This is a genomic window from Pseudomonas sp. MNR3A (assembly GCF_009650575.1).
GTDB lineage: Bacteria > Pseudomonadota > Gammaproteobacteria > Pseudomonadales > Pseudomonadaceae > Aquipseudomonas > Aquipseudomonas machongensis.
In genome coordinates, this window is record NZ_VZZS01000008.1 from 250,967 (window position 1) to 272,243 (window position 21,277).

Annotated in this window: 18 protein-coding genes; 5 read left to right on the forward strand and 13 right to left on the reverse strand. The window is 62.8% G+C overall.

Annotated features, from left to right (window positions below):
• The first annotated feature begins 36 nt into the window (after positions 1-36).
• Positions 37-1,182, forward strand: coding sequence for a GGDEF domain-containing protein (locus F6X62_RS06415; RefSeq protein WP_054892349.1), 1,146 nt, complete (start codon positions 37-39; stop codon positions 1,180-1,182).
• Positions 1,183-1,202: 20 nt separating this feature from the next.
• Here F6X62_RS06415 and F6X62_RS06420 read toward each other — a convergent pair whose 3' ends face one another.
• From F6X62_RS06420 to F6X62_RS06430, 3 genes are all read right to left on the reverse strand, one after another.
• Complete coding sequence (locus tag F6X62_RS06420) at positions 1,203-2,156, reverse strand: ABC transporter substrate-binding protein (RefSeq protein WP_153773005.1); 954 nt, start codon at positions 2,154-2,156, stop codon at positions 1,203-1,205.
• A gap of 9 nt (positions 2,157-2,165) precedes the next feature.
• Positions 2,166-3,230, reverse strand: a complete 1,065-nt coding sequence (locus F6X62_RS06425; protein ID WP_153773092.1) for an LLM class flavin-dependent oxidoreductase — start codon at positions 3,228-3,230, stop codon at positions 2,166-2,168.
• Positions 3,231-3,407: 177 nt separating this feature from the next.
• Complete coding sequence (locus tag F6X62_RS06430; protein WP_153773093.1) at positions 3,408-4,034, reverse strand: glutathione S-transferase family protein; 627 nt, start codon at positions 4,032-4,034, stop codon at positions 3,408-3,410.
• 266 nt (positions 4,035-4,300) lie between these two features.
• On the opposite strand from F6X62_RS06430, the gene F6X62_RS06435 reads away from it, so the two are divergent.
• Positions 4,301-5,635, forward strand: coding sequence for an OprD family porin (locus F6X62_RS06435; RefSeq protein WP_153773006.1), 1,335 nt, complete (start codon positions 4,301-4,303; stop codon positions 5,633-5,635).
• A 105-nt stretch (positions 5,636-5,740) separates the two neighbouring features.
• Here F6X62_RS06435 and glsB read toward each other — a convergent pair whose 3' ends face one another.
• A complete protein-coding gene (glsB, locus tag F6X62_RS06440) occupies positions 5,741-6,661 on the reverse strand; it encodes a glutaminase B (protein WP_153773007.1) in 921 nt (306 codons plus the stop codon).
• An 86-nt stretch (positions 6,662-6,747) separates the two neighbouring features.
• Complete coding sequence (locus tag F6X62_RS06445; protein ID WP_153773094.1) at positions 6,748-8,721, reverse strand: DNA topoisomerase III; 1,974 nt, start codon at positions 8,719-8,721, stop codon at positions 6,748-6,750.
• A 249-nt stretch (positions 8,722-8,970) separates the two neighbouring features.
• Between F6X62_RS06445 and F6X62_RS06450 the strand changes: the two genes are divergently transcribed.
• Complete coding sequence (locus tag F6X62_RS06450) at positions 8,971-10,821, forward strand: polyurethanase (protein ID WP_153773008.1); 1,851 nt, start codon at positions 8,971-8,973, stop codon at positions 10,819-10,821.
• 35 nt (positions 10,822-10,856) lie between these two features.
• On the opposite strand, the gene F6X62_RS06455 is transcribed toward F6X62_RS06450, so the two are convergent.
• The 7 genes from F6X62_RS06455 to F6X62_RS06485 form a co-directional block, all read right to left on the reverse strand.
• Positions 10,857-11,291 (reverse strand): GNAT family N-acetyltransferase, encoded by a 435-nt coding sequence (locus tag F6X62_RS06455; protein WP_054892342.1) that lies wholly within the window; start codon positions 11,289-11,291, stop codon positions 10,857-10,859.
• Positions 11,284-12,450 (reverse strand): cupin domain-containing protein, encoded by a 1,167-nt coding sequence (locus F6X62_RS06460; RefSeq protein ID WP_125930289.1) that lies wholly within the window; start codon positions 12,448-12,450, stop codon positions 11,284-11,286. Before F6X62_RS06460 ends, F6X62_RS06455 begins: the two co-directional genes overlap by 8 nt.
• Before the next feature lie 81 nt (positions 12,451-12,531).
• Complete coding sequence (gene purB, locus F6X62_RS06465) at positions 12,532-13,902, reverse strand: adenylosuccinate lyase (RefSeq protein WP_153773009.1); 1,371 nt, start codon at positions 13,900-13,902, stop codon at positions 12,532-12,534.
• A gap of 186 nt (positions 13,903-14,088) precedes the next feature.
• The gene (gene hflD / locus F6X62_RS06470) at positions 14,089-14,715 is read right to left on the reverse strand and encodes a high frequency lysogenization protein HflD (protein ID WP_054892339.1); all 627 of its coding nucleotides are present in this window, start codon (positions 14,713-14,715) and stop codon (positions 14,089-14,091) included.
• On the reverse strand, positions 14,712-15,836 hold the full coding sequence (gene mnmA / locus F6X62_RS06475; RefSeq protein ID WP_153773010.1) for a tRNA 2-thiouridine(34) synthase MnmA: 1,125 nt from the start codon (positions 15,834-15,836) through the stop codon (positions 14,712-14,714). The genes hflD and mnmA overlap by 4 nt, the downstream gene beginning before the upstream one ends.
• A gap of 58 nt (positions 15,837-15,894) precedes the next feature.
• Entirely contained in the window at positions 15,895-16,335 is a 441-nt protein-coding gene (locus F6X62_RS06480) for an NUDIX hydrolase (RefSeq protein WP_153773011.1), read from the reverse strand.
• A gap of 103 nt (positions 16,336-16,438) precedes the next feature.
• A complete protein-coding gene (locus tag F6X62_RS06485) occupies positions 16,439-18,664 on the reverse strand; it encodes an NADP-dependent isocitrate dehydrogenase (RefSeq protein WP_153773012.1) in 2,226 nt (741 codons plus the stop codon).
• A gap of 429 nt (positions 18,665-19,093) precedes the next feature.
• Between F6X62_RS06485 and icd the strand changes: the two genes are divergently transcribed.
• Positions 19,094-20,350: an NADP-dependent isocitrate dehydrogenase gene (gene icd / locus F6X62_RS06490; protein WP_054892335.1), complete on the forward strand. Its 1,257-nt coding sequence runs from the start codon at positions 19,094-19,096 to the stop codon at positions 20,348-20,350.
• A gap of 73 nt (positions 20,351-20,423) precedes the next feature.
• Here icd and cspD read toward each other — a convergent pair whose 3' ends face one another.
• Entirely contained in the window at positions 20,424-20,672 is a 249-nt protein-coding gene (cspD, locus tag F6X62_RS06495; protein ID WP_065864369.1) for a cold shock domain-containing protein CspD, read from the reverse strand.
• Between the two features lie 228 nt (positions 20,673-20,900).
• Here cspD and clpS point away from each other — a divergent pair, with 228 nt between their 5' ends.
• Complete coding sequence (clpS, locus tag F6X62_RS06500) at positions 20,901-21,263, forward strand: ATP-dependent Clp protease adapter ClpS (RefSeq protein ID WP_054892333.1); 363 nt, start codon at positions 20,901-20,903, stop codon at positions 21,261-21,263.
• Positions 21,264-21,277: the final 14 nt, after the last annotated feature.

Consider the following 21,277-nt stretch of genomic DNA (forward strand, 5'->3'; position numbering starts at 1 on the left):
CGATCAAGACGGCCATCTGCCACACGGTGAATCATGATGATCGCCCATACTCCTACGCTGTTCGCTGCGGTCGCGCTGGTGGCGACGATCCTGGCTTTCTGTCTGTTGCTGGTCGGGCAGTTCAATCGAGGCGACAACCTGCTGCTGACCGGCTGTGGACTGTTGGCCCATGCCTTGGCCTATGTCTGTTACACGTTGTTCGGCCATGCGCCTCTGTGGGTGAGCTATGTCTTGGCCAACAGCCTGCTGTCATTGGCGTTGGCGTTCTATTCGGCGAGCCTGTTCCGGGTGCGCGAGCGCCCCGTGCCGTGGCGGCCGATCTTCGCCATTCCGCTGTTGATGCTGCTGGGCTTGATCTCGCTGCTCGAGACGGTGGAGCCGCGCATGCTGCTGGCGGCCCTGGTGCTGATGTTGCAATGCGTGTTGATTCTCTACTGGGCCCGTCAACGGGCCCTGCACAAGGGCAGGGCACACCTGCTGCTGGTGATCGGTGCCGGCATCAGCCTGGTGGGGCTGGGCATGCGGGTGGTTGCCGTGCTGGCGGGCACGGCGCAGGAGATGCGCTACGACACCAGCAACCTCAAGCAGACGGTGTCCGTGGCGATCGGCACGGCCACGGTGATGATGTATTCCATTGGCCTGGTGTTGATGGCCAAGGAGCGCAGCGAATCGCGCTTGCAGCACCTGGCCGGACACGATGTGCTGACCGGCACGGGCAATCGGCGCGCCATCCTCGAACGCTTCGAGTTCGAGCTGCAGCAGGCGCGCGCGGCGCAGTACAGCTTGGCTGTGGCGATGATCGATATTGACCATTTCAAGCGTATCAACGATGTGCACGGCCATCTGGCGGGGGACGAGGTTCTTTGCCACTGCGTGCGCCAGTTGCAGCAGCGGCTGCGCGAAGGCGACAGCCTGGGGCGCTACGGCGGCGAGGAATTCCTGCTGTTGTTGCCGCGAACTGAGGGCGAAGGCGCCCTGGCGGCGTTGAACGGTCTGCGCGAAGCCATGGCGAGGAACCCGGCGCGCTTCGCCGGGCTGGAGATCGAGCTGTGCTTCAGCGTCGGGCTCTGGTGCGGTGTGCCGGGGGAGGATGACACCCCGGCACGGCTGATCGCCAAGGCCGACGCCGCCTTGTACCTGGCCAAGGCTGGCGGGCGCAATGCGGTGCGGCTGGCGGCTTGATCCTTCGTGCGCCCGGCAGCTTACTGGCTGAACGCGCCGTCGAACGACGTGTCGATGATCGCGCGGGTGTCCAGGGGCTTGGGCAGCGTGCCGGTCTGCACAAGGAAGTCGGCAGTATCCTGGTAGTCCTTCGCCGCCTGCGCATCGACCGGGCCCACGCTCATGTCGGCCTGACCAATCCAGTGACGCGAGACACTTTGGTCGAGGTTGGCTTTCTTGGCCCAGAGGTCGGCATAAGCTTCCTTGTGCTCACCGACCCAGGCCCGGGCTTTTTGCAGGCGGCCCAGGAAGTCTTCGATGGCGGCGTGCTTGCTATCGATCGAATCGTTGCGCGCAGCGATGCTGCTCAAGCCAGGCATCAGGCCCTGGGCGGTGACCAGCTTGCGCGCGCCGGAGAACACGATCTGTTGCGAGATGTAGGGTTCCCATACCGGGAAGGCATCGATGCTGCCCTGCGGCAGCGCGGCGGCGGCATCGATAGGCATCAGTTTGACGAACTCGACGTAGTCATGCGGCAGGCCGGCCTTGTCCAGTGCGCGCAAGGTCAACTGCTGGCTCCAGGCGCCGGGCCAGTAGGCGACCTTCTTGCCCTTGAGGTCGGCAATGGTCTTGGCGGGGGAGTCCTTGGGCACCAGCAGGGCGATGGTGTCGAGGTTCTGCCGTGAGACGCCGATCAGCTTGACGGGCGCCCCTTTGGCAGCCAGGAACAGAAAGCCCGAGTCGCCGAGAAAGCCGATGTCCAGGCCACCGGCCTCCAGCCCTTCGGCCACCGGTGCGGCCGACTGGAAGTGCTTGAACTCGACCTTGTAGGGTGCATCCTTGAGTGCCCCGGAGGCTTCCAGCGATGCGCGCACGTTGTAGTAGTTCTGGTCGCCGATGCGCAGGGTGACCTGCTCGGCGGCGATGGCCTGCGGCAGCGGGGTACCAAGGAACAGGCCGGCGAGGGTGACTCGGATCAGGTGTGACAGTTTCATGGGGTTTCCTCAGCTGGCCTGGCGTGTATCCAGGCGTTCGATCTGGTGATGGATGGCGGGGATCAGGGTCTTGCCGTATTCGATGGTGTCGTTCAATGGGTCGAAGCCGCGGATCAGGAAAGTCGACACGCCGAGCTTGTAGTACTCGCCCAACGCCTGGGCGACCTGCTCGGGGGTGCCGACCAGCGCGGTGGAGTTCCAGCGCGCCCCAGTCAGACGGGCAACGCCCATCCACAGGCGTTGATCCAGCACTTCGCCCTGTTGCGCGGCGGCCAGCAGACGCTGCGACCCGACGTTCTCGGGCTGGTGGTCGTGCAGCGGCAAACCGAGTTTCTGGCGTGCATCGCGGACCTGCTCGAGGATCTCGGCGGCGCGCTGCCAGGCGGCCTCCTCGGTATCGGCGACGATGGGGCGGAACGACACCGAGAAGCGCGGGGCGCGCTGTTGCACAGCGGCGGCCTGGCGGACCTTGGCGATATGCTCGGCGACGGCGGCCAGGGGTTCGCCCCAGAGCATGTAGGTGTCGGCATGTTGCGCTGCGACCCGCACCGCGGCATCCGATGAACCACTGAAGTAGATCGGGATATGCGGACGCTGCACGGTTCGTACGGCGGGCGAGGCAGCGTTGAAACGATAGAAGTCGCCGGAGAAGTCCACCGGTTGTTCGGCGGTCCAGATTGCCTTCAGGGCATCGAGGTATTCGCCGGTGCGCGCATAGCGGTGATCGTGGTCGAGAAAATCGCCATCGCGTTGCAGGTCCTGGTCATTGCCACCGCTGACCACGTTCAGCGCCAGGCGGCCCTTGCTGAATTGATCGAGGGTCGCCAGTTGCCGCGCTGCCAGGGGCGGGCTGATCACCCCTGGGCGGTAGGCCAGCAGGATGCCCAGGCGTTCGGTGGCAGCGACGGCGAACGAACTGACCACTGCGCCTTCCGGCCCGTTGGAGAAATAGCCGACCAGGATGCGGTCGAAACCGGCCGCTTCATGGGCTTGGGCGAAGCGACGCACGTAGTCCGGATCGACCGCATCTCCCGTGGGCTGGTCGACCTCCGAGCCGGGCGAGGCGGTGATCATGCCGAGGATTTCGACGCTCATTGCTGGGTTCCTTTGCTGGGACAAGGTTGCCTGGCGTTGAGCGGTTTAGAAGAAAACGAGCTGGCCGGGCTTCTTCTTAGAATCTAACGGCCAGCTGTAAATGATGGAAATTCATTTTTTGCATATTCTAATATGCAAAATAATTTTATTGCTCGCTCAGGGCGTTCCGTTTCTGCCGTGCAGTCGATAGCCTTCCCGCTCGCTCAGGCGCGCGTAGTAGTCAGCCACTGCAGGCAGGTGCGGGTGCTCGAACGGTGTCTCGAACCAGCGGTTTACCGACAACCCGATCGGAATGTCTGCCAGGGAGAACGCCTTGCCGGCAACATAGGCGCCAGTCTTTGCCAACTGTTCGTCGAGGATCTGCATATGTCGCGACCATTCGCTGATGCTGGCATTGAGCGCCTGTTCATCCCGATGCGCAGCTGACTGCCTGACCAGCGCCATGAAGGCGTAGCTCCAGGAGCGATTGAGATCGCTGGCCTGCCAGTCGATCCATTGATCGACACGCGCCCTGGCCACGGCGTCGGCCGGGTAAATCCCTGCCGCTTGCCCATAGCGGTTGGCGAGATAGCGAATGATGGTATTGGACTCCCACAGCGTAAGGTCGCCGTCCTGGATTACCGGGACCATGGCATTGGGGTTCAGGGCCAGGAATTCAGCGGTTTGGGTGGGCTGGAAACCTGAACCCCAGTCTTCGCGGTGGAATGGAAGGTCGATTTCGGCGCAGGTCCACAGCACCTTGCGCACGTTGATGGAACTCGCCTTACCCAATATTCGCAGCATGTCATCATCCTTTTTGCTGAGCAGCCGAAACAGCGGTGTGCTGTAGCGTCCAAGCGTATCTGTAAAAGCCCTGCCTGAGGTCATGGAACTGAAACCTTTCTCCCTGCCGATAGTGGTTTTTTGCTAGCATTCGGTCCCTATAGCACAATCGAATAAAAATCTTTTCCGATTGTTGTTAAAGTAATAACGCGTGACGTTCAAACGTATCGAAACTCGGCCCTCGCGTTCAGCGAGAGGCCTATAAGAAAAGCTAGAAAGGAGCACACATGTACAAATGCACACTGCCAGTGGCCGTTGCACTGGCCAGCCTGTCGCTGGGGGCGCAGGCGGCAGGTTTCGTGGAAGACAGCAAGGCTTCGGTCACTGCGCGCAACTTCTACATCAATTCCGACAACCGCAATGGCACTGCCAACCCGTCGAAGCAGGAAGAGTGGGGCCAAGGCTTCATCTTCAACTTCACATCCGGCTACACCCAGGGCACCGTTGGCTTTGGTGTAGACGCCATCGGCCTGACCGGTTTCCGTCTGGATTCGGGCAAGGGTACCCACTACAACCCGACCAGCACCGCCAAGGGCGGTACTGTGTTCCCGACCGATTCCGATGGCCGCGCCGTTGACGACTTCAGCAGCCTGGGCGTAACCGGCAAGGTCAAGATCTCCAAGACCGAAGCCAAGCTCGGTGTACTGCAGCCCAAGCTGCCAGTAGTCACCTACAACGACGGTCGTCTGTTGCCGCAAACGTTTGAAGGTGGCCAGATCACCTCCAACGAGATCGACAACCTGACCCTGATCGGCGGCAAGCTCGAGCATGCCAAGGGCCGTAACAGCACCAACATGGAATCGCTGACCATTGCCGGCTCCAACGGCAACCCGGCCACCGCCACCTCCAACCGTCGCAGCAACGCCTTCTACTACGCCGGTGCCGACTACAAGCTGAGCAAGGACCTGCTGCTGCAGTACTACTACGGCAACCTGGACGACTTCTACAAACAGCACTTCCTGGGTCTGACCCACAACCTGGCGCTGCCGGTTGGTGCACTGAAGTCCGACCTGCGTTACTTCTACAGCGATTCCGATGGCAAGAACGCCAGCACCGAAGGCCGCCTGGCTGGCTATCGCGCATCGGGCTATCAGAACAACGGTGAAGTGGACAACCGCACCTGGAGCGCCAAGTTCACCTACTCGCTGGGCAGCCACGCGCTGAGCGCCGGTTACCAGCGTGTCAACGGCACCAGCGACTTCCCATTCCTGAACCAGGGCGACGGTGCAAGTGCCTACCTGATCACCGACGTGCAGATCGGCAAGTTCCTGCGTGCCGGCGAGCGCACCTGGCTGGCGCAGTACGCCTACGACTTCGCCGCTCTCGGCGTACCCGGCCTGACCGCCAACGCCATCTACCTGAAGGGCACCAACGTCAACTCGGCGGGCTCGGACCGTTCGGAGTGGGAGCGTGACTTCAGCCTGGCCTACGTCGTTCAGGAAGGTACCTTCAAGGGCCTGGGCCTGCAGTGGCGTAACGCTGCGCTGCGCACCGACGTATCGGGCCAGCGTGACCAGGACGAAAACCGCCTGATCGTGAGCTACACCTACAACTTCTTCTGACATCGGGTCAGCCCGGCTACGGGTAGTTGTAGTAAAACAAACCCCACCAGGGACCGCCCTGGTGGGGTTTGTTTTTCAAGGTGCGCTGCGATTGAAGCGTCAGGCCTACAGCACCGCGGAAAACACCGAGCCGGTGATCCGCTCGCTGAGCAGCTCCAGTGCCCGCAGCCCCGCCAGTGAGTTACCCGAGGCGTTCAGTGCAGGCGACCACACGCAGATGCTGTAGCGCCCCGGCACTACCGCGACAATGCCGCCGCCCACTCCGCTTTTGCCCGGCAGGCCCACGCGATAGGCGAAGTTACCCGCCTCGTCGTACAGCCCGCTGGTGGCCATGATCGCATTCACCTGTTGCGCCTGGCGCGGGCTGAGCACGTGCTCGCCGCTGTGCGGGCAGTAGCCGCTGTTGGCCAGGAAGGCAAAGCCACGGGCGACATCGACGCAATTCATCGATAGCGCACAATGATGGAAGTAGCTGCGCAGCACGGCGTCGACATCGTTGTGGAAGTTGCCGAACGCTTGCATCAGGTAGGCCATGGCGGCGTTGCGGGCGCGATGCTGGTATTCGGAGTCGGCCACGACCGGGTCGCTGACGATGCGTGGGTTGGCTGCCAGGCGGCGGACGAAGTCGCGCATCGACAAGGGCGGGGTGGCATAGCGCGACTGGTTGATGTCGCAGATCACCAGCGCGCCGGCATTGATGAAAGGATTGCGTGGGCGACCTTTCTCCACTTCCAGCTGTACCAGCGAGTTGAACGCCTGCCCGGAGGGCTCGTAGCCCAGGCGCGACCAGATATCCTCGCCACTGTGGTTGATCGCCTGGACCAGGCTGAAGACCTTGGAGATGCTCTGGATCGAGAAGGGCGTATAGGCATCCCCGGCGCAATGCAGCTGGCCGTCCAGGCTCTGTACGGCGATGCCGAGTTGTTGCGGGTCGACCTGGGCGAGGGCGGGGATGTACTGGGCGACCTGGCCCTGGCTGAGCAGCGGGCGGACCTGATCGAGGATTTCTTGCAGTAATGCTTGCATGGGGGCCTGCGCGGAGCGGGTTCAGGGTTTGTATGCTGTACAAGACGAGCGTTGGCGAGGCGGCGACACACCCCAGGATGTGATCGTCAGCTGGACTTCCCCGCAGGCCGTCTTGGAGATTTGCTTGCACGAGGTGCGGCTTTGCTGCCGGCGGTTTTGCCCTTGCCGCTGCTGCGGCGTTTTTTCTTCCAGGGTGCACCTTTGCCACCGGCAGCGAGGGGCGGGCCGCTGATGGTCAGGCGCATTCCCGCGCAGCGTTGCACCAGCTTGCCCATCCAGGCCGACTGCCGGGTGACGAACTCTTCCAGGCTCATTTCGCCACTTTGAACCATGTCCAGTGCCTGTTCCCAGATCGCAGTGGTGCCGGGGTCGGCGATGGCCCGTGGCACGGCGTCGATCAGGCTGAAGGCCGCGGGGGTGGCGGACAGTGCCTTGCCGTGCTTGACCAGGTAGCCGCGGTCGAGCAGGCCCTGGATGATGCTGGCCCGGGTCGCTTCGGTACCGATGCCGGTGGTTTCCTTGAGCTTCTGCTTGAGCTGCGGGTCGTCGACCAGTTTGGCGACGTTCTTCATCGCCTTGATCAGGTCGCCCTCGGTGAAAGGCTTCGGTGGCTGGGTCCACAGGTCTTTCAATTGCAGGTCCTGGACCCTGCAGTCGTCGCCTTCGCGCAGTTGCGGCAGGACTTGCGCGGGTGGCGCTTCGCGTCCCTTGGTTGGGGTCAGTGCCTCGGGCAGGGCGCGGCGCCAGCCGGGTTCGACGATCTGCTTGCCCACTGCACGCAGGGCGTGCCCGGCACAGTCCAGTTCGGCCTGGGTGCGGTCGTACTCGTGATTGGGCAGGAACTGCGCCAGGTATCGCGCCCGGATCAGGGTATAGACCGCTTTGTACTTGGGTGGCAGGCGCGCAGGATCGCTGGCGGCGGCGGTGGGGATGATGCCGTGGTGGGCGCTGACCTTGGCGTCGTTCCAGGCACGGGAGCGGCGGTGTGGCTCCAGATGCGCCTGCAAGGGGGCGAGGCTCGTGTCGGCGCGTTGCAGGGCGGCGAGAACGGCGGGCGCCTCGGCGTGCTGGCTGAGCGGCAGGTAACCACAGTCGCTGCGCGGGTAGGTGATCAGCTTGTGGGTTTCGTAGAGCGCCTGGGCGATGTCGAGGGTTTCCTGGGCGCCGAGGCCGAACTTCTTCGAGCACAGTTCCTGCAAGGTGCCGAGGTCAAAAGGCAAGGGTGCGGCCTCGCGCACACGCTCGGTCTGTACCTTGAGCACTTGTGCGCTACCTGCGCCCTGCATCTGGGTGGCGGCCTGCTGGGCGATTGCCTGGTTCAGGCAACGGCCCTGATCGTCGCAGGTGTCTTGTGGTGCACGCCATTGGGCGTTGAAGACCTGGTCCGAATGCGCTAGCTGCACCTCGATCGCCCAGTAGGGAACTGGTACGAAGTCGGCGATGCTGCGGTCGCGGTCGACCACCAGGCGCAGTGTCGGTGTCTGTACCCTTCCTACCGGCAGCACGCCTTGATAACCGGACTGGCGACCAAGCAGGGTGAACAGGCGGCTCATGTTCATGCCGATCAACCAGTCGGCCCGCGAGCGACCAAGGGCCGAGTGATAGAGGCTGAAGGTTTCGCTACCGGGGAGCAGGCGGGCCAGCGCCTTGCGGATCGAGGCGTCATCGAGCGCGGAGAGCCACAGCCGCTGGATCGGCCCGCGGTAGCGGCAATGCTCGACCAGTTCGCGGGCGATCATCTCGCCTTCACGGTCGGCATCGGTGGCGATCACCAGCTCCCGGGCTTCGCTGAGCAGACGCTTGACCGCCTTGAACTGGCTGGCGGTCTTGGGTTTGACCAGCATTTTCCATTTTTCCGGAATGATCGGCAGATCATCGAGCGACCAGCGTTTGTAGCGTGCGTCATAACTGTCGGGCGGTGCGGTTTCGAGCAGGTGGCCGATGCACCAGGTGACGCAGACATCGGTGCCTTGCCAGCAGCCGTCGGCCTTGCGGTTGGCACCCAGTACCTTGGCGATGTCTTTTGCCTGAGAGGGCTTTTCACAGAGAAAAAGGCGCATGGCCGTGAACGCTTCATCGAGGTTGATGGCGACTAGGATGCGCAAGACAGCGCGTGCAGGCAAGATTTATCTGTATGCATGTACAGGTTGTTGCCAGGAAATATGTCCGCAGGTTTGGCATGAATGCCCCGACATCGGGCTTGGATGACCGGCCGGTACCGTGCCAGCGTTGTCGTTCGCCTGCCAGATGTGTCAATGGACGATGTCGCTTGTGGGCCTTCACTCCAATCACAACAAGGAAGTCGGATCATGCCTTTGTTCGATTACCGTCAGCTCGACGGTGCTGCCTCCTACGCGCTCTACAAGGATGCCATGGCCCTGGCGGTCTATGCCTATCATGGTATCGACGACGGTTTCTCTGCTGGCTACCAGAAGCACGGCTTCGGCCTCGGGTTGCCGGCAACCTTGGTCAAGGCTCTGATCGGCGGCACCGACAGCCAGGGCGTGATTCCCGGCATCCCCTGGAATCCCGACTCCGAGGCCAAGGCCCTGGCGCAGGTCAAGGCGGCTGGGTGGACGCCAATCAGTGCCGCACAGTTGGGTTACCAGGGCAAGACCGATGCGCGTGGCACCTTCCATGGCGAGGCACCGGGCTACACCTCGGCGCAGGTCGAGGTGCTCGGCCGTTATGCCGGCGATGGCCAGCTTATTGGCCTCGGTATCGCCTTTCGTGGCACCAGCGGCCCGCGGGAGAATCTGATTGGCGACACCCTCGGCGATGCCATCAACGACCTGCTGGCAGCGCTGGGGCCAGCCGACTACTCACGCAACTACGCCGGCAATGCTTTCGACCGCCTGCTGGGCGATGTCGCGACGTTCGCCAGGGCCCACGGCTTGTCAGGTGCCGATATCACCGTCAGCGGCCACAGCCTTGGCGGGCTGGCGGTCAACAGCCTGGCCGACCTCAGTGCTTCGCGATGGGGCGGCTTCTACCAGGATGCCCGCTATGTTGCCTTCGCCTCGCCCACGCAGGCTGCCGACCCCGACAAGGTGCTCAATATCGGTTACGAGAACGATCCTGTGTTCCGTGTGCTCGACGGCACGGCGCTGACCTGGGCGACCCTGGGCGTGCACGATGCCGCCAAGCCCTCGACCACTGACAACATCGTCAATTTCAATGACCACTACGCCTCCGACGCGTGGAACCTGCTGCCGTTTTCCATCGGCAATATCGCCACCTGGCTCTCGCACCTGCCGGCAGCCTACGCCGATGGCCTGGGTCGGGTAGTGGATTCGCCGTTCTACCCCTGGACCAGCCGGGACTCGACCGTGGTGGTCAGCAACCTGTCCGACGCCACCCGTGGCTCGACCTGGGTACAGGACCTCAATCGCAACGCCGAGCCGCACTCTGGCAGTACCTTCATTGTCGGTTCGGCCCAGGACGACCTGATCCGGGGCGGGCGCGGCAACGACTACCTGTATGGCGGCGCAGGCAATGACACCTTCCGCGACGACGGCGGTTTCAACCTGATAGACGGCGGCGCCGGGCATGACACCCTGCATCTGGGGGATGCGCTGGCGCGCTTCTCGATAGCCCGGGATGGCGAGGGCACGCTGTATGTGCGTGATGCCGAGGGTGGGATCAGCCAGGTGCGCAATGTCGAGGCGCTGGTGAGCAAGGAAAGCAGCCTGGTGTTCTTCAGCAAGGACGTCAGTCACGCAGTGACCGCCAATGGGCTGCTCAGCAGCGGCAAGCTGGATCCCTACGCGCTGTCGGTCGGCGGCGGACAAGGCAATGATCAGTTGGTGGCCGGCAACCAGGGCCAGTGGCTGTTCGGCCTGGGCGGCGATGATCGTCTGGTGGGTGGGGCAGGCGACGATGTGCTGGTGGGTGGCACTGGGAATGATGTGCTCAGTGGCGGCGGTGGACGAGACACCTTTCTGTTCAGCGGGCACTTCGGGCAGGACCGGGTGCTGGACTTCACCGGGCAGGACCGGTTGGTGTTCATGGGCGTCGAGGGCGGGACGGCAACGCCGGATTGGCGTGACCACCTGAGTCGGGCGGGGGATGACCTGGTGCTGACGTTCGGGCGCGATAGCGTGACGTTGGTGGGGATTGCGGGGCAGGGGCTTGGGGATGGGCAGATCGTGATTGCCTGAGCAACGGAGGGGCCGGCAGTGCCGGCCCCGTCCGATCAGGCGATCTCGCGCGAATCGCGGACCATGTCCACGTGCGGGATGCCGGCCTCGAGGAACTCTTCGCTGACCACCTTGAAACCCAGGCGCTCATAGAAGGGTGTGGCATGTACCTGGGCGCTGAGCATCTGCTGCTTGAGGTCACGGTTCTGCGCTTCGATGATGACCGCATTCATCAACGCGTCACCGACTTTCAGACCTCGCCAGTCCTTGAGCACCGATACTCGACCGATGGTGCCGTCTGGCAACAGGCGCGCGGTGCCGATCGGGTAGTCACCTTCCATGGCCAGGAAATGGACCGCGGTCGGATCTTCGGCATCGAACTCCAGCTCTGGCGGCACGTGCTGCTCGGCGACGAATACCGCACTGCGGATACGATGGATATCGGCGTTGTCTTTATGCCAGTCGGCGAGGCGAACGCGGATCTTATTCATTGGCAAATCCCAGGCTTCCTTGTTGAACCAACTGGCAGACAAGCGTGAGGCCTTCTTCGTCTTCCAGCCACTCTACAAGGTTTTCGCTGTGCAGGGCGTCGGCTGAACAAATCAGTTGCAAAAGAGCACGCAGATGACCGGACAGCAGGCGGCTCTGGCCGCTGGCGAACAGCAGCAGGTTGTCGTCGACTTCCGACCAGGCCAGGCGTGCGCTCGGGTTGCGCACCAGGATCGCGCCCTGTTCGAGATAATTGATCAGCTCTTCTTCGCTCAGCGCCTCGCCTGCCACCTGCTCGGGGTAGCGCGGCTCGGTCATGAACTGGCCGAACCAGGTCAGCAGCAGGCGCTCGTCACCCATGTGCTCGGCCAACAGGGCCTTGAGGCGGTCGAGGGCGTCGTGCTGGATCTGGTGTGGGTCGCTGACAGGTTGGGCGTCGGCGTCGCTGTAGCGCTCTTCGTCAGGCAGGAACTGGCTGAGGAAGTCGGTGAAGTGGGTCAGCACTTCGGCAGCGCTTGGGGCGCGGAAGCCGACCGAGTAGGTCAGGCAGTCGTCCACGGCCACACCGTAGTGGGCCAGGCGCGGCGGCAGGTAGAGCATGTCGCCCGGCTCAAGGGTCCATTCGTCGCTCTGCTCGAAATCGGCGAGGATGCGCAGGTCGGCGTGTTCGATCAGCGGGCTGTCGCTGTTGCACATCTGGCCGACTTTCCAGTTGCGCTTGCCATGGCCCTGCAGCAGGAATACGTCGTAGTTGTCGAAGTGCGGACCGACGCTGCCACCGGGGGCGGCAAAGCTGATCATCACATCGTCGATACGCCAGCTGGGCAGGAAGCGGAAGTTCTCCAGCAGCTCGGCCACCTCCGGAACGAACTGGTCCACGGCTTGGACCAGCAGGGTCCAGTCACGCTCGGGCAGGGTGGCGAAGGTGTCTTCCTCGAACGGGCCGCGGCGCAGCTCCCATGGGCGTTCGCCGTGCTCCAGCACCAGGCGCGATTCGACCTCTTCCTCAAGGGCCAGCCCGGCCAGCTCGTCCGGATCGATCGGGCTTTCGAAGTCGGTGAAGGCCTGGCGCACCAGCAGGGGCTTCTTCTGCCAGTAGTCGCGCAGGAATTCACGAGCGGTGAGGCCGCCAAGCAGCTGCAGTGGAGTATCAGGATTCATGTTCAACCTATTGAAAAAACGTAATTTTCGTCCGGGAATAAAAACGCCCGGCTGAGCCGGGCGTTGTATGCAGGGCGCAGGTCAGATGCGTTTGGCCTGGGCGGCTGCGTTGCCGATGTAGGTGGCCGGGGTGAGCAGCTTGAGCTCGGCCTTGGCGTCGGCCGGCATGTCCAGGCCGTCGATGAAGGTCAGCAGCGCTTCAGGGGTGATGCCCTTGCCACGGGTCAGCTCCTTGAGCTTCTCGTAGGGGTTCTCGATGTTGAAGCGGCGCATGACGGTCTGGATCGGCTCGGCCAGTCCTTCCCAGCAAGCGTCGAGGTCGGCGGCGATGCGCGCTTCGTTGACCTCCAGCTTGCCGATGCCCTTCAGGCTGGCTTCATAGGCGATGACGCTATGGGCAAAGCCCACGCCCAGGTTGCGCAGCACGGTGGAGTCGGTCAGGTCGCGCTGCCAGCGCGAGATCGGCAGCTTGCTGGCCAGGTGCTGGAACAGCGCGTTGGCGATACCGAGGTTGCCTTCGGAGTTTTCGAAGTCGATCGGGTTGACCTTGTGCGGCATGGTCGAGGAGCCGATTTCGCCGGCGACGGTCTTCTGCTTGAAGTAGCCCAGCGAGATGTAGCCCCAGACGTCGCGGTCGAAGTCGATGAGGATGGTGTTGAAGCGAGCGATGGCATCGAACAGCTCGGCGATGTAGTCGTGCGGCTCGATCTGGGTGGTGTACGGGTTGAACTGCAGACCCAGTTCGTCTTCGATGAAGGCGCGGGCGTTCTGCTCCCAGTCGATCTGCGAGTAGGCCGACAGGTGGGCGTTGTAGTTGCCCACGGCGCCGTTGATCTTGCCCAGCAGCGGCACGGCGGCGACCTGGGCGATCTGACGCTCCAGGCGGTAGACGACGTTGGCCAGCTCTTTGCCCAGGGTGGTCGGCGAGGCCGGCTGGCCGTGGGTGCGCGACAGCATCGGCACGTCGGCGTGCTGGTGGGCCAGGGCGCGGATGGCCTCGGCGATCTGGCGCATCAGTGGCAGCAGCACCTCGTCACGACCGGCGCGCAGCATCAGGGCGTGGGACAGGTTGTTGATGTCTTCGCTGGTGCAGGCGAAGTGGATGAACTCGCTGACCTTGGCCAGCTCAGGCAGCTTGGCGGCCTGCTCCTTGAGGAGGTATTCGATCGCCTTGACGTCGTGGTTGGTGGTGCGCTCGATTTCTTTCACACGCTCGGCGTGCTCGAGCTTGAAGTCGGTCGCCAGGCTGTCCAGCAGAGCGTTGGCTTCGGCGGAGAACGCCGGCACTTCGCCGATCTGCGGGTGGGCGGCCAGACGCTGCAGCCAGCGTACTTCGACCAGGGCGCGGAAACGGATCAGGCCGAATTCGCTGAAGATGGGGCGCAAGGCCTGGGTTTTGCCGGCGTAACGGCCGTCTACAGGGGAAACCGCAGTGAGCGAAGAGAGCTGCATGGGGTGTTCTCGGACAGTCAGGCTTTTGGAAGGGCGCATATCATACATGAAAATTGCGCCTGGGTCGGGTGGCTGACCAAAGGTCGGCCGTCGAAACGCGTGTCGCGGTTCCTGTAGGAGCGGGCTTGCCCGCGAATGCGGCGGTGAGTCCGGCATCGCATTCGCGCGCAAGCCCGCTCCTACAGGTCAGGAAGGCGCGCGCATCATGTCGTACAGCTCATTGAGCAACTTGCGTCGGCTGAACACCAACTGCCAGCGATGCCCGCCCAGCTGGCGCCACAGGCGTGCGGCGCGGATGCCCGCCAGCAGCAGGGCGCGGATCTTCGAGGCGTTGCTGGCCTGCTGCAGGAAGCGCATGTCGCCGTGCACCTGGATGCGCTGACGCAGGGTGCTCAGGGTGTCCTGGTACAAGGCTCCGCTGGAAGCGATGACGTTTTCGTGAACCAGGCCGAAATGATCGGCTTGCGACTGGATCTGCGGCAGACGGTTGCCGATGGTGTCGAGCAGGTCGCCACGCTTGGCCAGTTGACGCTCAAGGCCCAGCATCGAAAGGGCGTAGCGCAGCGGCTCGCGTTGCAAGCTGCTGGGGTCGCGCTCCAGGGCGCCGACCAGTGCGCGGTAGCCGTCACGCAGGTTCAGGTCGTCGCCGCCGAACACTTCCAGGGTGCTGTTCGGGTCGCGTACCAGCAGGCTGCCGAGCATGCAGCCGATATTGGCTTCGCTGGCCTGCCCGGTGCGGGCGATGCGATCGACCAGCACAGCAGCCTGGAACACGCCGCCAAGGGCGATCAGTTGCTCCTGCAGATTGCTCATGCGCGTGGGCTCCAAGGCTCGGCGCTCTCGATCACGCCGCCGCCCAGGCATACCTCGCCGTCATAGAACACCACCGATTGACCCGGCGTCACGGCGCGTTGCGGTTCGTCGAACACCGCGCGGTAGCCGTTCGCGGTGCGTTCCAGGGTGCAGTGCTGGTCGCTCTGGCGGTAGCGCACCTTGGCAGTGAGTCGACGTGGGCTGCTCAGGTCGAACGGGTTGACCCAGAAGATGTCCGAGGCGAGCAGGGCGCGGGAGAACAGCCATGGGTGTTCGTTGCCCTGGCCCACCACCAGCACATTGCGCGCCAGGTCTTTTTCCAGCACGTACCAGGGCTCGTCGCCGGCGTCTTTCAGGCCGCCAATGCCCAGGCCCTGGCGCTGGCCGATGGTGTGGTACATCAGGCCGTGGTGCTGGCCGATCACTTCGCCGTCGGTGGTCTGGATCTCGCCAGGCTGGGCGGGCAGGTACTGCTTGAGGAAGTCGCTGAAGCGACGCTCGCCGATGAAGCAGATGCCGGTGGAGTCTTTTTTCTTCGCCGTGGCCAGGCCGTGTTTTTCGGCGATGGCACGTACTTCGGGCTTTTCCAGCTCGCCAACGGGGAACAGGGTGCGGGCGATTTCCGCGCCGCCCACGGCATGCAGGAAGTAGCTCTGGTCCTTGTTCGGGTCCAGGCCCTTGAGCAGTTCTGTCAGCTCGCCGGTATCGCGGCGGCGCACGTAGTGACCGGTGGCAATCAGGTCGGCACCCAGCGACAGGGCGTAGTCAAGGAAGGCCTTGAACTTGATTTCGCGGTTGCAGAGGATGTCCGGGTTGGGTGTACGGCCGGCCTTGTACTCTTCGAGAAAGTGCTCGAACACGTTGTCCCAGTATTCGGCGGCGAAGTTGGCGGTGTGCAGCTTGATGCCGATGCGATCGCACACGGCCTGGGCGTCGGCGAGGTCTTCGCGGGCGGTGCAGTACTCGGTGCCGTCATCCTCCTCCCAGTTTTTCATGAACAGACCTTCCACCTGGTAGCCCTGCTCCATGAGCAGAAGGGCGGAGACGGAAGAGTCCACGCCGCCGGACATGCCGACGATGACGCGGGTCCTGGAAGGGTCTTTGGGTGTTGGGCTGGTCATGGCTACCGATGTGTATCTGGGGGAAAAATTCCGATTCTATCAGGACGGCGCATCCGCGTCAGTCGCGCAGCAGCGAGAGGCTGTGCAGCGGGCCTGCGAGATAGTCGTCGAGGCAGCGTGGCACCAACTCGCTGCGCCAGCGCGTGGGGTCGGCCAGCAGTTCGTCGCGGGTCAGCCACAGGGCGCGGGTGATGTCGCTGTCCAGGACTCGCTCGGGGTGGTGGCGCAGGGGGCGGGCGGCGAAGCAGATACGCTGGTATGTCACGCCGTTGCTCGGCGCGGTGTAGAGGTAGATACCGACTACGCCGGTCAATTCGACCTCCCAGGCGGTTTCCTCGAGGGTTTCGCGCAGGGCGGCCTGGGGCAGGGTTTCGTTGGCTTCGAGGTGGCCGGCGGGTTGGTTGAAGACGTGCTTGCCAGCCTTGAACTCCTCGACGAAGAGGAATTTGCCCTCGTGTTCGACGATGGTGGCGACGGTGATGTGGGGTTGCCAGGTCATGAACAGCTCCCTAAGGGTTCGCATTGGCCGCTAGATATCATTTATCCAGAAAGCACAAACCCCGGTGCGTGGCCGGGGTTTGTGCTGTTACTTCAAGCGAACCTTACAGCGCGGCGATGGCGCTGTTCAGGGTCTGGCTTGGACGCATCACCTTGGCGGTCAGCTCGGCATCAGGCGCGTAGTAGCCACCGATGTCGGCCGGCTTGCCCTGGACGGCGTTGAGCTCGGCGACGATGGTCGCTTCGTTCTCGGTCAGGGTCTTGGCCAGTGGGGCGAAGCGTGCCTGCAGGGCAGCGTCGTCGCTCTGGGCAGCCAGGGCCTGGGCCCAGTACAGGGTCAGGTAGAAGTGGCTACCGCGGTTGTCGATACCGCCGACCTTGCGCGAAGGCGACTTGTTGGTGTCGAGGAACTTGCCAGTGGCCTGGTCCAGGGTGTTGGCCAGTACTTTGGCACGTGGGTTGTCGTAGGTGTTGCCCAGGTGCTCGAGGGAGGCAGCCAGGGCCAGGAATTCACCCAGCGAATCCCAACGCAGGAAGTTCTCTTCGACCAGCTGCTGCACGTGCTTGGGTGCCGAACCGCCGGCGCCGGTCTCGAACAGGCCGCCACCGTTCATCAGTGGCACGATCGACAGCATTTTGGCGCTGGTGCCCAGTTCCATGATCGGGAACAGGTCGGTCAGGTAGTCGCGCAGCACGTTGCCGGTCACCGAGATGGTGTCCTTGCCTTCGCGGATGCGAGCCAGGGAGAACTTGATGGCGTCGACCGGTGCCAGGACGCGGATGTCCAGGCCAGTGGTGTCGTGATCCTTCAGGTACTTCTGTACCTTCTCGATCATCACGCCGTCATGGGCGCGAGCCGGGTCCAGCCAGAACACCGCAGGGGTGTTGCTCAGGCGGGCGCGGTTGACAGCCAGTTTCACCCAATCCTGGATCGGTGCGTCCTTGGTCTGGCACATGCGGAAGATGTCACCGGCTTCGACGTTCTGCTCCAGAACGACGTTGCCCTTGCCATCGACCACGCGTACGACGCCGTCGGTCTTGATCTGGAAGGTCTTGTCGTGGGAACCGTACTCTTCGGCTTTCTGCGCCATCAGGCCAACGTTCGGTACGCTGCCCATGGTGGTCGGATCGAAGGCGCCGTTTTTCTTGCAGTCTTCGATGGTGGCCTGGTAGATGCCGGCGTAGCAGCGGTCCGGAATGATCGCCTTGGCGTCTTGCAGCTCGCCTGCGGCGTTCCACATCTTGCCCGAGTCGCGGATCATCGCTGGCATCGAAGCGTCGACGATGACGTCGCTCGGTACGTGCAGGTTGGTGATGCCCTTGTCGGAGTTGACCATGGCCAGGGCCGGGCGAACGGCGTACAGGGCCTGGATGTCGGCTTCGATCTCGGCCTGCTTGTCGGCTGGCAGGTCCTTGATGCGGGCGTACAGGTCGCCGATGCCGTTGTTGGCGTTGAAGCCCACTTCGGCCAGCGCAGCCGCGTGCTTGGTCAGCACGTCGTTGTAGAACTCTTCGACGATGACGCCGAACATGATCGGGTCGGAAACCTTCATCATGGTGGCTTTCAGGTGCACCGACAGCAGTACGCCAGAAGCCTTGGCATCGGCGATCTGCTCGGCGATGAAGGCTTTCAGGGCCTTGCGGCTCAGGGTGGCGCAGTCGATGACTTCGGCGGCCTTGACGGCGGTTTTCTCTTTCAGGACGCTGGTGGAACCGTCCTTGCCGACCAGTTCGATGCGCAGGCTGTCGTCAGCCTCGATCAGCGCGGCTTTCTCGCTGCCGTAGAAGTCGCCTTGGGTCATGTGGGCAACGTGCGACTTGGAGTCGGCGGCCCAGGCACCCATCTTGTGCGGGTGCTTGCGAGCGTAGTTCTTGACCGACAGCGGTGCACGACGGTCGGAGTTGCCTTCGCGCAGTACCGGGTTCACGGCGCTGCCCTTGATGCGGTCGTAGCGCGCGCGGGACTCTTTCTCTTCGGCGCTGGCCGGCTCGTCGGCGTAGTCGGGGATGTTGAAGCCCTTGGCCTGAAGTTCCTTGATCGCCGCCTTCAGCTGTGGAACCGAAGCGGAGATGTTCGGCAGCTTGATGATGTTGGCTTCAGGGGTGGTGGCCAGCTGACCCAGTTCCGCCAGGTGATCGCCTACCTGCTTCTCTGCGCCCAGTTGTTCCGGGAACGCCGCGAGGATACGGCCAGCCAGGGAAATGTCGCGGGTTTCGACGGCGATGTCAGCCGAAGCGGTGAAGGCTTCGATGATCGGCAGCAGCGAGTAGGTGGCGAGGGCGGGGGCTTCGTCGGTGAAGGTGTAGATGATCTTGGAACGGGTGGGCATGCGGGTTAACTCTCTATGTGCTGAGCGTACTCGAGTCTCGAGGTGCGCAGGGTAGGCGCTTCGCCCTGGCGACGCCATGAGCGGATGGTCGAGAGGCTGCGAGCGGTGATGGTGGATGCATCAGTCGAGCGTCAAATGCTGGGATGCGGTAACAGCCCAGGCTTTCTGGCCTTTCCTGGCCGAGGGCGAGCCGCATTTTCCAAGGGTTCGCCCCGATGACCCTGCGGTCAGGGCCGGAGTATATCAAACCCTTTGGGCTAATCAGCAAGGCGAAGTGATATCGACGCCTTTATAAGACCAAAGATGTACGGGCAATGTGGCGTGATGCCGCAGGTGCCGGGGCTGTCCGGCTTGCAGGTCGGCGGATGTGGTTTAGGCTCATTGGATCGCATGATGTCCAACCACACCCGACAGCGGAGTAGTGCAAGCATGGGATACCAGAAAATCAAGGTTCCGACGGATGGCGCCAAGATCACCGTCAATGCAGACCATTCGCTCAACGTTCCCGACAACCCGATCATCCCCTACATCGAGGGCGATGGCATTGGTGTCGATGTCTCTCCGGTCATGATCAAGGTGGTGGATGCCGCCGTGCAGAAGGCCTATGGCGGCAAGCGCAAGATTGCCTGGATGGAGGTGTACGCCGGCGAGAAGGCCACGCAGGTCTATGACCAGGATACCTGGCTGCCCCAGGAGACCCTCGATGCGGTGCGCGACTACGTGGTGTCGATCAAGGGCCCGCTCACCACGCCGGTGGGTGGCGGTATCCGCTCGCTGAACGTCGCCCTGCGCCAGCAGCTCGACCTGTACGTCTGCCTGCGCCCGGTATTGTGGTTCCAGGGCGTGCCCAGCCCGGTGAAGAAGCCTGGCGATGTCGACATGGTGATCTTCCGCGAGAACTCCGAGGATATCTACGCCGGTATCGAGTGGAAGGCTGGCTCGCCCGAGGCGAACAAGGTGATCAAGTTCCTGAAGGAGGAAATGGGCGTCACCAAGATCCGGTTCGACCAGGACTGCGGCATCGGGGTCAAGCCGGTCTCGCGCGAGGGCACCAAGCGCCTGGTGCGCAAGGCCCTGCAGTACGTGGTAGACAACGATCGCGAGTCGCTGACCCTGGTGCACAAGGGCAACATCATGAAATTCACCGAGGGTGCTTTCAAGGATTGGGGTTACGAAGTGGCGAAAGACGAATTCGGCGCCGAGCTGCTCGATGGCGGCCCGTGGATGAAGTTCCGCAATCCGAAATCGGGCCGCGAAGTCATCGTCAAGGACGCCATTGCCGACGCCATGCTCCAGCAGATCCTGCTGCGTCCGGCCGAGTATGACGTGATTGCCACGCTCAACCTCAATGGCGACTACCTGTCCGACGCGCTGGCGGCGGAGGTGGGCGGTATCGGTATTGCGCCGGGCGCCAACCTTTCCGATACCGTGGCCATGTTCGAGGCGACCCATGGCACTGCGCCCAAGTATGCCGGGCAGGACAAGGTCAATCCGGGGTCGGTGATCCTGTCTGCCGAAATGATGTTGCGGCACATGGGCTGGACCGAAGCGGCCGACCTGATCATCAAGGGTACCAACGGCGCGATCGCCGCCAAGACCGTGACCTACGACTTCGAGCGCCTGATGGACGGCGCCAGGCTGGTGAGCAGCTCGGGCTTCGGCGATGAGATGATCAAGCACATGTGAGGTAACAAAAAACCGGCCGTCTCTTCATATTAAAGAGGCGGCCAGTTTTTTCGTATAGGACAGGAGTCGGGGGTCAGGCTTCGGCAGCCGTGTTCGCCTGCGAGGTGCCTACCGTGGTGTTGGGGCTGGAGATATTGACCGCGTGCAGTCCCTTGGGGCCTTGGACGATGTCGAAGGAGACGGTCTGGCCGGCCTTCAATGTCTTGTAGCCGTCCATCTGGATCGCCGAATAGTGGGCGAACAGGTCGTCTGTCTTGCCCTCTTCGTTGATGAACCCATAGCCCTTGGCATTGTTGAACCACTTGACTTTACCGCTTGCCATCCCTATGTCCCTCTGCAAAGGACTCCATCACTGGAGTATCATCCACTTCATCCGCATACGAACCGTGCGAAAAATCTGGTTGACTGCGCGGATCTTTATAGACCACGGTGGGTTCTTATTGGTTGTAACACCGTTTTGCCGATAGTCAAGGTCATGCGGCGGCCGCTCCTGCGGTGACTGCGCGGTCAATCCATTACCCTAACCTGTCGATATGATGAAATTCTTTCCATGCATGCACTCAGGCAGATTCGACTAACATTCAATCAGGATCATCCGAAGTCCGATGAGGACGACGGTGCAGGTCTGGCAGTGCAGGAAGCCAAGCCGATCCTGCAGGCGCCACCGATGTACAAGGTGGTTTTGTTCAATGATGACTACACGCCGATGGATTTCGTCGTCGAAGTGCTCGAGACGTTCTTCAGTCTGAACCGCGAGCTGGCGACCAAGATCATGCTGACCGTCCATACCGAGGGCCGGGCAGTGTGCGGATTGTTTACCCGCGACATCGCCGAGACCAAGGCCATGCAGGTCAATCAATACGCAAGAGAAAGCCAGCATCCGCTACTCTGTGAAATCGAGAAGGACGGTTAATCGCCGACCACTTG

Excerpts from the sequence above, each read along its gene's own strand:
- clpS (WP_054892333.1), top strand. The coding sequence starts at position 20,901 with ATGCATGCACTCAGGCAGATTCGACTAACATTCAATCAGGATCATCCG.
- F6X62_RS06420 (WP_153773005.1), bottom strand. The coding sequence starts at position 2,156 with ATGAAACTGTCACACCTGATCCGAGTCACCCTCGCCGGCCTGTTCCTT.
- F6X62_RS06450 (WP_153773008.1), top strand. The coding sequence starts at position 8,971 with ATGCCTTTGTTCGATTACCGTCAGCTCGACGGTGCTGCCTCCTACGCG.
- F6X62_RS06445 (WP_153773094.1), bottom strand. The coding sequence starts at position 8,721 with ATGCGCCTTTTTCTCTGTGAAAAGCCCTCTCAGGCAAAAGACATCGCC.
- F6X62_RS06460 (WP_125930289.1), bottom strand. The coding sequence starts at position 12,450 with ATGAATCCTGATACTCCACTGCAGCTGCTTGGCGGCCTCACCGCTCGT.
- glsB (WP_153773007.1), bottom strand. The coding sequence starts at position 6,661 with ATGCAAGCATTACTGCAAGAAATCCTCGATCAGGTCCGCCCGCTGCTC.
- F6X62_RS06415 (WP_054892349.1), top strand. The coding sequence starts at position 37 with ATGATCGCCCATACTCCTACGCTGTTCGCTGCGGTCGCGCTGGTGGCG.
- F6X62_RS06455 (WP_054892342.1), bottom strand. The coding sequence starts at position 11,291 with ATGAATAAGATCCGCGTTCGCCTCGCCGACTGGCATAAAGACAACGCC.
- cspD (WP_065864369.1), bottom strand. The coding sequence starts at position 20,672 with ATGGCAAGCGGTAAAGTCAAGTGGTTCAACAATGCCAAGGGCTATGGG.
- F6X62_RS06425 (WP_153773092.1), bottom strand. The coding sequence starts at position 3,230 with ATGATCACCGCCTCGCCCGGCTCGGAGGTCGACCAGCCCACGGGAGAT.
- hflD (WP_054892339.1), bottom strand. The coding sequence starts at position 14,715 with ATGAGCAATCTGCAGGAGCAACTGATCGCCCTTGGCGGCGTGTTCCAG.
- mnmA (WP_153773010.1), bottom strand. The coding sequence starts at position 15,836 with ATGACCAGCCCAACACCCAAAGACCCTTCCAGGACCCGCGTCATCGTC.
- F6X62_RS06480 (WP_153773011.1), bottom strand. The coding sequence starts at position 16,335 with ATGACCTGGCAACCCCACATCACCGTCGCCACCATCGTCGAACACGAG.
- F6X62_RS06485 (WP_153773012.1), bottom strand. The coding sequence starts at position 18,664 with ATGCCCACCCGTTCCAAGATCATCTACACCTTCACCGACGAAGCCCCC.
- F6X62_RS06435 (WP_153773006.1), top strand. The coding sequence starts at position 4,301 with ATGTACAAATGCACACTGCCAGTGGCCGTTGCACTGGCCAGCCTGTCG.
- icd (WP_054892335.1), top strand. The coding sequence starts at position 19,094 with ATGGGATACCAGAAAATCAAGGTTCCGACGGATGGCGCCAAGATCACC.
- purB (WP_153773009.1), bottom strand. The coding sequence starts at position 13,902 with ATGCAGCTCTCTTCGCTCACTGCGGTTTCCCCTGTAGACGGCCGTTAC.
- F6X62_RS06430 (WP_153773093.1), bottom strand. The coding sequence starts at position 4,034 with ATGCTGCGAATATTGGGTAAGGCGAGTTCCATCAACGTGCGCAAGGTG.